This is a genomic window from Cellulophaga fucicola (genome assembly GCF_900119145.1).
Classification (GTDB): Bacteria; Bacteroidota; Bacteroidia; order Flavobacteriales; family Flavobacteriaceae; genus Cellulophaga; species Cellulophaga fucicola.
This window is the reverse complement of the sequence record NZ_FPIY01000005.1, coordinates 147,731-159,105: the sequence shown is the minus strand read 5'-3', so window position 1 is coordinate 159,105 and position 11,375 is coordinate 147,731. Positions and strand designations below refer to the sequence as shown.

Below are 11,375 nucleotides of genomic sequence, written 5' to 3'. Positions count from 1 at the left end.
TATGTCTTGTTTTGAAACATCTACTTTCCTAAAAAACCCTCAAGTTTTCAAAACAGAGGTTTTTATCGAAGCAGTTAAAAAATTTAATTGGGATTATGAAATTAAAAGTAATAATGAAGTTGTTGTTACTAAAATTCCAAATACAAATCTTCACGGAGAATATGCAATACAAATTAAAAATGGAACAGTAACTTATAACAGTTATTACTTAAAAAATGGCAAAGAATTAATTAAAAAATTGCAGAGTGATTTTTTTGTTTTAAATGTCGAATATGCCAAAAAAACTATTCTTACTGAATTTGAAAGTGTTGGGTTTTCTTTAAAAAAAGACTACGACTTTAAACCAAATGAAGAAGTGAAAGAGAAGTTTTTTATGGTTGGTTATTCTAAGCTAGAAAATGAAGATGAAAAACGTACTGAAATAGAATTTTCAATTCTAAAAGATGGTACTATAATTTCAGATTCAAACTATATTCCATATGATGTTCACGAGTTAGCGGATAAAGCAATGGAAGGAATAGAAAAGTCATTCGGAAATACTAGAAGAGAAGGAATAGAAATAAAAAGAAAAGAAATACCAGTAAAATATAAAAACAAGTCTTACTGTAGTGCTTCAAATAAAATCATAGCAAAAAATTAAACCAATGGAAAAATCATTTGAGGATTTAAAATATATGCTCGACGCTAATTATCCACTAATTTATTTAGCGTCACCTGAATATGGACGCATAATTCAAAAAGTTAGAAGCACAGCTTTTAGAAAAGGATATACATTTAGCACTTGGGATATTGTTGATGGTTTACAAATCCACAATAAAGATGAAAATTCTAATAGATTAGATAAAGTCGAGAAACATCCTAATAATGGCGAAACTAAAAATCCTGATTCTTTTCTTGAATTTTTATTAAAAGGTAATAATGAAAACCGAGAATCAAAAGAGATTTTTATTATTGAAGATGCACATAAACAGTTTCGAGATGAAAAATTTGTGGTTCAATTAAGAAAACTAACACAATATTTTAAAGCACTAAACAAACACTTATTGTTGCTATCCCCATTTTTCAAACTACCTATTGAATTAGAAAAATATGTGACAGTTCTAAATATGCCTTTACCTGATAAAAATGATTTAGAAAAACGGCTTAATGTAATAATTAGAGAAGAAACTATAAACGAGGATTTAAAAAACCTAATTCTTGATGCAGGTGCAGGATTAACAGATGTTGAAGCTGATTTGGCTTTTCGCTTAGCAAAAGAAAAAGTTGGTTTAAATAGTAAAGATGCAATTAGAATTATAGCAAGTGAAAAAGAACAGATAATCAAGAAAAGCGGTATCCTAGATTATTATCATACAACAGAAAATTTAGATTCAAGCGTTGGTGGTTTAGATAGTTTAAAAATATGGCTGAAACAAAGAAGTAAAGCATTTGAAAGAAAGGCAAAAGTATTCGGTTTAAAAGAACCAAAAGGAATGTTGCTTTTAGGTGTTCCTGGAACTGGTAAAAGTTTAACAGCAAAGGCAATTGCAACAGAATGGAATCAACCATTATTAAAATTAGACATAGGTAAAGTATTTCAATCAGAAGTTGGCAGTAGTGAAAACAACATAAGAAATGCAATAATGACAGCAGAAGCAATCGCACCTTGTGTTTTGTGGATAGATGAAATCGAAAAAGGATTAAGTACTGGAGGTGGCGAAAAAGATGGAGGAACAAATTCAAGAGTATTTTCAACCATTTTAACTTGGATGCAAGAAAAAACGAAGCCAGTTTTTGTTGTTGCAACTGCCAACAATATTAGCAATCTTCCACCTGAACTTTTAAGGAAAGGTCGTTTTGATGAAATCTTTTTTATAGACTTACCAACAAAAAAAGAAAGGAAAAATATATTTGAAATTCATCTTAAGAAAAACAATCAATTAAATATAACTGACTTCAATCCAATAATTAATGAGTCTAAATATTTCAATGGAGCTGAAATTGAAGAAACTGTAAAAGAAGCAATGTTTAAGGCGTATATTGAAAATAATGAAGAACCAGCAATTAAATTATCACATCTAATTGAATCAGCCAAAGCAATTGTTCCTCTAGCAATCACAATGAAAAATAAAATTGACGGATTAAGAGATTGGGCATCAACAAGAGCTAGACCAGCAAGTTCTGATATAGATAAAGAAGATTTAAAGAAAGATGAAACTAAAACATTGACAAAAAGAGAAAAGGAAGAAGATATATTTTAGAATACGAACCTTATCAAAATATACAGACTGAAAACAGAATCGCTAAAAAAAGTATGAATTGAATGAAAAGCCCGCGCTAAAAGCCATACACATTTACAGTCGCATCATCCAAGCTTCACTAAAATTGCAAAAGAGTAAGCCTTTTTCAACCCTATAAAGAAACGTGAAAATTAAAAATCAATTTCTTTGTTAATTTGAGATATTATAAGAATAAGCTCATAGATTTTAAAACAGATTCTTTGAGCTTTTTTATTATATTTTTTTATTGTTATGTGCGTTAAGTTTAACTGGCTACCTCTTTTCTACTTTAAATAGTAAAAATAAAGTTTACTTATAACCAATTTTATGCCATTTATAAATAATTGACACCCAATTACACATATCCGTAATTGAACATAAAAAAATAGCTTTACATTGTAAGAATGAGAATTTCTAGTGGTACTAAATATTTATAAAAAAAAGATCTAATACCTATTCATAATTAATTTGTATGTTATAAGATTAACATAGGTGTAAGAAAATTATAGTCAAATACTAAGTATTAATCCAAAGTAAAAACTATATTTAAAAATATAATTAATATTATAAGTAATTAACCAAAATAGTCTTAACTCTGATAATTTTAAATGCCAAATAATTACTATAGAGTTTTTAAAATTGTTAGTTTCATAAAAAAATATAAGTGCATATTCAAGTAGATATATTAGAAAACGAAATCATTGAAAAATATCCTGATGTTTTGGATGTTCTTTTACGAGACCAAACAACTCAGCGCAATATTTTATGGGCTACTAATAACTACAACGATTTAGGTCAATCGTATAATTACAAATCTGAAATTAGTCCTGCATCTATTACAGGTCATAATGGAAATGTAATTATGCCAAGGGTACAAAAGGATAAAATCTTGCAACAATCAAGAGCAAGAAATATGGCAGAAGTATTTACACCATCTTGGATTTGTAATGCGCAAAATAATCTTATTGATAATTCTTGGTTCGAGAAACAAAACGTTTTTAATAAAGAAATAGAGCTTGATGATGGTAGTTGGGTTTGGGATGTGAATCCACGAAAAGTAACATTTCCGAAAAATAAAACGTGGAAAGATTATGTACGAAATAAACGTCTTGAAATGGCTTGTGGTGAAGCACCTTATATAACAAGTCGCTATGATACAACTACAGGAGCCTTTATCCCTGTAAATGAAAGAATAGGAATATTAGACCGCAAACTTAGAGTAATTAATGAGAATGTAAATACATCTGGTGAATGGTTAAAGGCGGCACAAACAGCATTTATGTCAACTTATGCTTATGAATGGCAAGGAGATAGTTTGTTGTTAGCAAGAGAAGCAATGTTATTTACGTTTATTGAAAACTACACTCTGAAATTTGGTAAAGAGCCATTGTTGAAGTCAATAAAATATATAGCATATATAATATCTTGGAATGTTTGGCAAATGGATGGTATAAAAGGAGTTATTCCTGATTCTTGCAAAACTATTCATACATCAAATGAATTGTTTTTTGATATTGAAGAAGTTAAAAGTTTTCCTTGCTCTGGTTGCGAAAAGGATAATATCAGAAAGCACAATGGAATATATTGTTTAGTAAAAGACTGGTCAAAAAAAGATAAAGCAACAGGACGAAAAGGCAAGAAGATTAGATTTATAGACCTATTAAATAATTAAGATTAATGAAATTTACTTCAGCATTAAAACTCAAATTAATCTATGTGTTTCGCATTAATGATATTACACATTTAGATTGTCTAAAAGTTGGTGAAGCAACCTCAGATGATTTTGATATTTGGGGACTTGCACCTAACAGTAAAGCTTTAAATAAAGCTGCGAAAAATAGAATAAATAGTTACACTCAAACTGCTGGTATTGCCTATGATTTGCTTCATACAGAATTAGCAGTATATAACGATAAGGGTACTATTAAATCATTTAACGACTATGAAGTTAGAAATGTACTTTTTCGTTCAGGCATAAAAAAGAAAGTATTTGATATTGAGAATAAAGCTAATGAATGGGTAATTACCGATTTAGAAACAGTAAAAACAGCAATAAAAGCAGTTAAGGAAGGTAAATCTTCTTTAAATCCGAGTGAAATATCTACTAATAAAAGTCCAATAATTTTTAGACCTGAACAGCAAGATGCTATTGCAAAAACTAAAAGGCAATTCAAAAAGAGTAATGAAATGCTATGGTTTGCTAAAATGCGTTTTGGGAAAACACTTTCTGCTCTTCAAGTAATTAGAGAACACGATTTTAAAAGAACTTTAATACTAACGCACAGACCTGTAGTTGATTCTGGGTGGTTTGAGGATTTTAGTAAAATATTTTATGATAAAGAGTATTATCATTACGGCTCTAAAAATAAAGGGGGTGAATTTCTTGTATTAGAAAACCGAAGTAATAAAGAAGATATTCATTATATCTATTTTGCTTCTATACAAGATTTAAGAGGCTCTGAATTAGTAGGTGGTAATTTTGATAAGAATGATGAGATTTTTAATGCAGCTTGGGATTTTATTATCGTAGATGAAGCACACGAGGGAACACAAACAGACCTTGGTAGAAATGTTTTAAATGGGCTTAGAAACAATAATCCTAAAATTCTTCACTTATCAGGGACACCATTTAATTTAATTGATGATTATAAGGAAGAAGAAATCTACACTTGGGATTATGTAATGGAGCAAAAGGCAAAAGCCGAATGGGACGAAATACATTTTGGTGACCCTAACCCTTATGCATCTTTACCTAAGATGAATATTTTTACTTATGATTTAGGGAAACTTATTAATGATTTTGTTGATGAAGATGTTGCTTTTAATTTTAAAGAGTTTTTTAGAGTTGATGAAACTTACAACTTTATACATAAAAAGGATGTAGAGAAATTTCTAAATCTTATTTGTAAAGGTGATTCTGAAAGTAACTATCCATTCGCTAAAGAGGAATATAGAGATAATTTTAGACATTCTTTATGGATGGTTCCTGGTGTTAAAGAAGCTCGTGCATTAAGCGCCTTATTAAAATCGCACCCAGTTTTTAGTCACTTTAATATTGTCAATGTTGCAGGAGATGGAGATGAGGAAGAAGCTAACGAGGAGGCACTTAAAAAAGTAGAAAATGCTATAACCGATAAACCACAAGAAACGTATACAATAACATTATCCTGTGGTCGTCTTACAACCGGTGTTTCTGTAAAAGCGTGGACAGCTGTATTTATGTTATCAGGTTCTCACAATACGTCTGCTTCAAGTTATATGCAAACTATTTTTAGAGTACAAACACCTGCAACCATAAATGGTAAGGTTAAGGAAGAATGTTTTGTATTCGACTTTGCACCAGATAGAACACTTAAAGTTATTGCTGAGGCCGCTAAAATGTCTGCCAAGGCAGGTAAAACAACAGACAAAGACCGTAAAATAATGGGTGAGTTCCTCAACTTTTGTCCTATTATTTCTGCTGAAGGCACTCAAATGATAGAGTACAACGTCAACTCAATGTTGGCACAACTCAAAAAAGTGTATATAGAGCGTGTCGTAAATAACGGTTTTGAAGATTCAAATTTATACAATAATGACCAGCTAATGCAGTTGGAGGAATTAGACTTAGAAGAATTTAATGGTTTAAAAAAAATAATCGGTAGCACTAAGGCAATGCCTAAGACAAATGAAATAGATGTTAACAAACAAGGTTTTACTGATGAGGAATACGAAAAATTAGAAGCTGCTAAAAAGAAGAAAAAAACTGAACTAACAGAAGATGATAAAAAACTTTTAGACGCACGTAAAGAAAAAAAGAAAAATAGAGACACAGCGGTTTCTATTCTTAGAGGTATTTCTATACGTATGCCATTATTAATTTATGGTGCAGATATTAAGAATGAAGAAAAAGAATTAACCATCGACAATTTTGCGGACTTAGTTGATAACCAATCTTGGAAAGAGTTTATGCCAAAAGGTGTAACCAAAGCTACCTTTAAAAAGTTTAAGAAATACTATGAGCCAGATGTATTTAGAGCAGCTGGTAAACGTATTAGAGCATTAGCAAGAGCAACCGACAATTTAACTATAGAGGAACGAATTGAACGTATTACGGCTATTTTCAGCAAATTTAAAAACCCTGATAAAGAAACGGTATTAACACCTTGGCGTGTTGTTAATATGCATATGGGAGACTGCTTAGGTGGCTTTGTTTTTTACGATGATAAATTTGAAAATAATATTTCACAACCTCGCTTTGTAACTCAAGGTAAAGTAACAAAAGATGCTTTTGATGTAAATACTAACATTCTTGAAATTAATTCTAAATCAGGTTTGTATCCTCTTTTTGTTGCATACAGTATATATAGAAATGTAATTGCCAATGAGTATCCCAATATAGAGTTTAACCAGCTAACAGTTAAAGAACAACAAACGTGTTGGGATAAAGTAATTGATAAAAATATTTTTGTGTTATGTAAAACACCAATGGCAAAAAGTATTACTAAACGTACGCTATTAGGTTTTAGAGAGGCAAGTATAAATACGCATTATTTTGAAGATTTAGTGCATCAGATAACTAATAGACCAAACAAGTTTATAGTAAAAATTAAAAAAGGGCAATCCTATTGGAAGGCTAATAACAATAACGATATGAAGTTTAATGCTATAGTAGGAAATCCACCTTATATGGAAATGGATGGTGGTGCACAGGCAAGTGCAAAACCAATTTACAATCAGTTTGTTGAAATCGCTAAAAAAATTCAACCAAATTATATCTCTATGATTATGCCTTCTCGATGGTATTCTGGTGGTAAAGGTTTGGATGAGTTTAGAGATAATATGCTAAATGATAAAAATATTGCTGTTTTACACGACTTCTTAAACCCAGAACAAGTATTTCCCAAAACCAATATTCGTGGAGGTGTTTGTTATTTTTTATGGGATGAAAGTCATAATAATCAGGAGAGTTTAACTAAAGTTGTAACTCACGAACGTAATAAAGATTCAATTTCCGTATTGCGTAATTTAAAGACCAACAAAACAGATATTTTTGTAAGACATTTTACTTCTGTTGAAATTTTAGATAAAGTCTTAGGTAGCACTAAGTTTAAGCCTTTTGATACTTACATTTCATCAAGAAAGCCTTTTGGTCTTGATAGTGCATTCATAAAAAACTCAAAATTTAATTTATCAAAGGACGGTTTAAAAAAACCATTATTGTGCTATGGTAGAGGTAAAAAAACTGGATATGTTGAGTCTGATTTAATTAAAAATAATATGAACTTAATTAATAGGTTCAAAATTTTTGCGCCTTATGCTAATAACATTGGAACAGAACTTAATGATGATAACCTAAATTCATTTATAGGAACACCAGGGACAATTTGTACTGAATCTTATATTGTGATTGGTGCTGAATTAGAATTAGATAAAAATACCGCAACATATGTAAGCAAATATTTATCGACTCGCTTTTTGAGATTTATGCATAGCCTTCTCAAAGCAAGTCAACACGCTACCGCAAAGACATACAGGTTCGTTCCATTACAAGATTTTACAAAAAAATCAGATATAGATTGGAATCAATCTATTGTAAACATAGACAACCAGTTGTATGAAAAATACAACTTAACAAGTGAAGAAATTGAATTTATTGAAAGTATGATAAAACCAATGTAAATTGTATGAAAGCAAACGAACTACCAATTATAAATTTCTTACAAGCGCCTAATGTTCAATTTGTAATACCTGTATATCAACGTAATTATGACTGGACAAATAATGAATGTAAAGAATTATTAAACGATATTATAGCTGTAGAAACAGCTGATAGAGGCACACATTTTATTGGTAGCATCGTTTTTATTCACGAGGGTGCATATAGCACGAGTGAAGTTAAAGAGTTAGTAATAATTGACGGTCAACAAAGATTAACTACCATCAATATTTTATATGTAGCACTATATCGTTTTGCAAAAGATAATGATATGCAACAAGAAGCAGATATGTTGCATAATATGTTTTTAGTAAATCAATACGTTCAGCAAGAAGCAAGCAAACTAAAGTTAAAACAGACTGACACCAATTCTTTGGCTTTTAAAGCGATAATGAATAGTACAGAAAATGAATTTGGTCATTATTCTAATGTAATTGAGAACTTTAATTTTTTCAAATTAGCAATTACAAAAGATAGTTTTAATAACATACTAAATGGGTTAAAGCGACTCATTTTTGTAGAAATATCTTTAGAACGTGGTAAAGACGATCCACAGCGTATTTTTGAAAGCTTAAACTCTACAGGTTTAGATTTATCTCAATCTGATTTAATTAGGAATTATATTCTAATGGATTTAGATCCAAAAAATCAGCATAAAGTATTTGAGCAAATTTGGAATCCTATTGAAGAAAATGCAATAGATTTAACTAAACAGAAATCGTTAGTATCATCTTACATAAGAGACTACTTAACACTTCGCAACAAAAAGATTCCTAACAGAGGTAAGGTATATGTAGAATTTAAAAAATTGTATGCAGTAAAAGACGAGGCGTATCATCAGGAATTAGAAAATATTAAATCTCTTTCTTCACACTATAAAAAGTTTATTAACCCATCTTCAGTCAAAGAACCTAACATAAGAAGAGAATTGGAATATATTTCTCGTCTAGAAATTAATGTAGCGTTTCCATTTCTATTACAAGTATTTGAGGATACCGAGAATGGATTGATAACAAATGATGAATTACTAAAAGTATTAAAATTAATACAGACCTATACGTGGCGTAGATTTGTTGTAGGCTTACCTACCAACGCTTTAAATAAAATATTTATGACTTTGTATTCTGAAGTTGATACTGAAGAATATTATGATTCCATTGCATTGGCCTTAATAAAGAAAAGAGGTAGTTCAAAATTTCCAACAGATGAGGATTTAAAAACAGCTTTAAGAGATAAAGATTTATACAATATTAAATCTAAGAATAGAAACTATATGTTTGAGTTATTAGAGAATTTTAATAACCGTGAATATGTAGATACCTCAAATGAAAATATAACTATTGAGCACATCTTTCCTCAAAACCCTAATGATGATTGGAATAAAGACATTACACCCGATGATTATTTTCAATTAAAAGAAAAGTACGTTAATACAATAGCAAATTTAACTTTGTCAGGTAATAATGGTGCTTTGAGTAATAAGTCCTTTCGAGAGAAAAAATCAATGAATAGACAAGGTGCTGAACAAGGTTATAATTTTAGTCGCCTTTGGCTGAATGACTATCTTAAAACAATTGACAACTGGGATATTAGAAACTATAATGAGCGATTTGATTTAATTTACAATAGGTTTCTTAAGATTTGGGAATACCCTAATGTAACTATTCCTACTTCAGATAATAGCGAGGCACAAAACATATTTATTGCAGAATCACCAACCCATAAAAAGTTAGAGTATTTCATTTTTGAAAATACTAAAGTAGATGAAGAGGTAATATCCCAAATGTATATTTATGTAATTAATAGACTTTATGAAAAGAATCCACAACTATTATTAGAAGCAAAAGACATTTTTAAAATCACAAGAAATGCTGAAGATTTTAGAACACCACAACAATTAGATAACGGCTATTTTATAGAATCTAATTTAGATAGCAACTCAAAATTTAGTAGCCTTAAAAGGTTACTTAATCTATTTGAACTTGAAGATGAATTAGTTATAAAATATGAAGATAATGTAAGTAACGATTCACAAAATAGATTTTCAATACGCAGAGAGTTTTGGAAACAATTATTACCTCAAATAGTAAATACCAAATTATTTGCTAATGTAAGCCCTACAAAAGACCATTGGTTAAGTTCTGGAGCAGGTATAAGCGGTGTAAGTTATACTTTTGGGATTACTAGTAGTTATGCTAGAATTGAATTAGGTATTACTTCTTCGAGTAAAGAAAAAAACAAAAAGTACTTTAAAAACCTTCTAAGTCAAAAAGACAGTATTGAAAATGATTTTGGTAGACCTCTTGAATGGGAAGAATTACCTGAACATAAAATGAGCCGTATTAAGTATGAGCTAACCGGTGTTAATTTATTTGATAGGGCTGAATGGGATAAGATGAGTCAATTCTTAATTGAATACTTACCAAAGTTCGAATCTGCATTACAACCTGCAATTAAGAAATTGAAATAGTAAGATTGTCAATGCCTTTAGAAGAAAAAAAATATGATGTAGAAGCCAATAAGGATTGGGCTAAAAATGTAAAAGGAGAACAACTAATTTAAAATAATTATTAAACCATTTAGTTAGTATAGTTAACAATAAATTACATTATGAAAGAGTGGGAAGTAAAACCAAATGTAGAATTATATTCTGATGGAGGTGCAGAACCTAATCCTGGTAAGGGTGGCTTTGGAGTTATATTGACATATAATGACAAAAAAAAAGAGTTCTTTAAAGGTTATAAACTAACCACGAATAACAGAATGGAGCTAATGGGTGTAATTTTTGGTCTTGAAAAATTAACTGTGAAATCCAATGTTCAAGTCTATACAGATTCTAAATATGTAATAGACGGCATAACAAAGGGGTGGGCTCAAAAATGGAAAAAAAACGGTTGGAAAAGAACAAAGAATACAAAAGCTGTAAATAGTGATTTATGGGATAAATTACTAACTGTTATTGAAAAGCACTCAGTAGAATTTAATTGGGTTAAAGGACATTCAGGACACATAGAAAATGAGAGATGTGATACCCTTGCAGGTTATGGTATAAATTCTAATGATAAAATTGATGATACTGGCTATGAACTAAAAGATACTAGCGTAAAAGAAGCAAGTGTTAACCAAATTAATTCTAATTCTTTAAATAAAATAAAAGTTAATAAAGAAGGAGACCCTTGCAGAAAATGTAATGAACCTGTAGTTAAAAAAATGAGAAATAAAAAAACGAAGATTAAACCCAGTCAAACTTACTATTTTGAGTATACTTTATTTTGTAATAGCTGTAAAACAATTTATATGCTAGAAGAAGCTAAAAGACATATAAACCAAAATAATAATTTGTTTAATGAATAACAGTACTCATATCCAAAAGATCTTTTTCATTTAGAAAACAAATCAACAGCAGAAGTATCTGTCTT

General features: G+C 29.8%; 6 protein-coding genes. All 6 read left to right on the top strand.

Features of this window, described 5'->3' with window-relative positions:
• Position 1 precedes the first annotated feature (1 nt).
• The 6 genes from BT107_RS15095 to rnhA all read left to right on the top strand — a co-directional run bounded on the left by BT107_RS15095 (position 2) and on the right by rnhA (position 11,310).
• Entirely contained in the window at positions 2 to 640 is a 639-nt protein-coding gene (locus BT107_RS15095) for a hypothetical protein (protein ID WP_084639249.1), read from the top strand.
• A 4-nt stretch (positions 641 to 644) separates the two neighbouring features.
• Positions 645 to 2,240: an AAA family ATPase gene (locus BT107_RS15090; protein ID WP_072304667.1), complete on the top strand. Its 1,596-nt coding sequence runs from the start codon at positions 645 to 647 to the stop codon at positions 2,238 to 2,240.
• A gap of 682 nt (positions 2,241 to 2,922) precedes the next feature.
• Complete coding sequence (locus BT107_RS15085; RefSeq protein WP_072304666.1) at positions 2,923 to 3,930, top strand: restriction endonuclease subunit M; 1,008 nt, start codon at positions 2,923 to 2,925, stop codon at positions 3,928 to 3,930.
• Positions 3,931 to 3,935: 5 nt separating this feature from the next.
• Positions 3,936 to 7,919, top strand: a complete 3,984-nt coding sequence (locus BT107_RS15080; protein WP_072304665.1) for an Eco57I restriction-modification methylase domain-containing protein — start codon at positions 3,936 to 3,938, stop codon at positions 7,917 to 7,919.
• Between the two features lie 5 nt (positions 7,920 to 7,924).
• Entirely contained in the window at positions 7,925 to 10,426 is a 2,502-nt protein-coding gene (locus tag BT107_RS15075) for a DUF4268 domain-containing protein (RefSeq protein WP_072304664.1), read from the top strand.
• A 140-nt stretch (positions 10,427 to 10,566) separates the two neighbouring features.
• Positions 10,567 to 11,310, top strand: a complete 744-nt coding sequence (gene rnhA / locus BT107_RS15070; protein ID WP_072304663.1) for a ribonuclease HI — start codon at positions 10,567 to 10,569, stop codon at positions 11,308 to 11,310.
• The last annotated feature ends 65 nt before the right edge of the window (positions 11,311 to 11,375 follow it).

Bases quoted from the DNA above. Each gene is read 5' to 3' on its own strand.
- BT107_RS15095 (WP_084639249.1), top strand. From the start codon at position 2: ATGTCTTGTTTTGAAACATCTACTTTCCTAAAAAACCCTCAAGTTTTC.
- BT107_RS15090 (WP_072304667.1), top strand. From the start codon at position 645: ATGGAAAAATCATTTGAGGATTTAAAATATATGCTCGACGCTAATTAT.
- BT107_RS15080 (WP_072304665.1), top strand. From the start codon at position 3,936: ATGAAATTTACTTCAGCATTAAAACTCAAATTAATCTATGTGTTTCGC.
- BT107_RS15075 (WP_072304664.1), top strand. From the start codon at position 7,925: ATGAAAGCAAACGAACTACCAATTATAAATTTCTTACAAGCGCCTAAT.
- rnhA (WP_072304663.1), top strand. From the start codon at position 10,567: ATGAAAGAGTGGGAAGTAAAACCAAATGTAGAATTATATTCTGATGGA.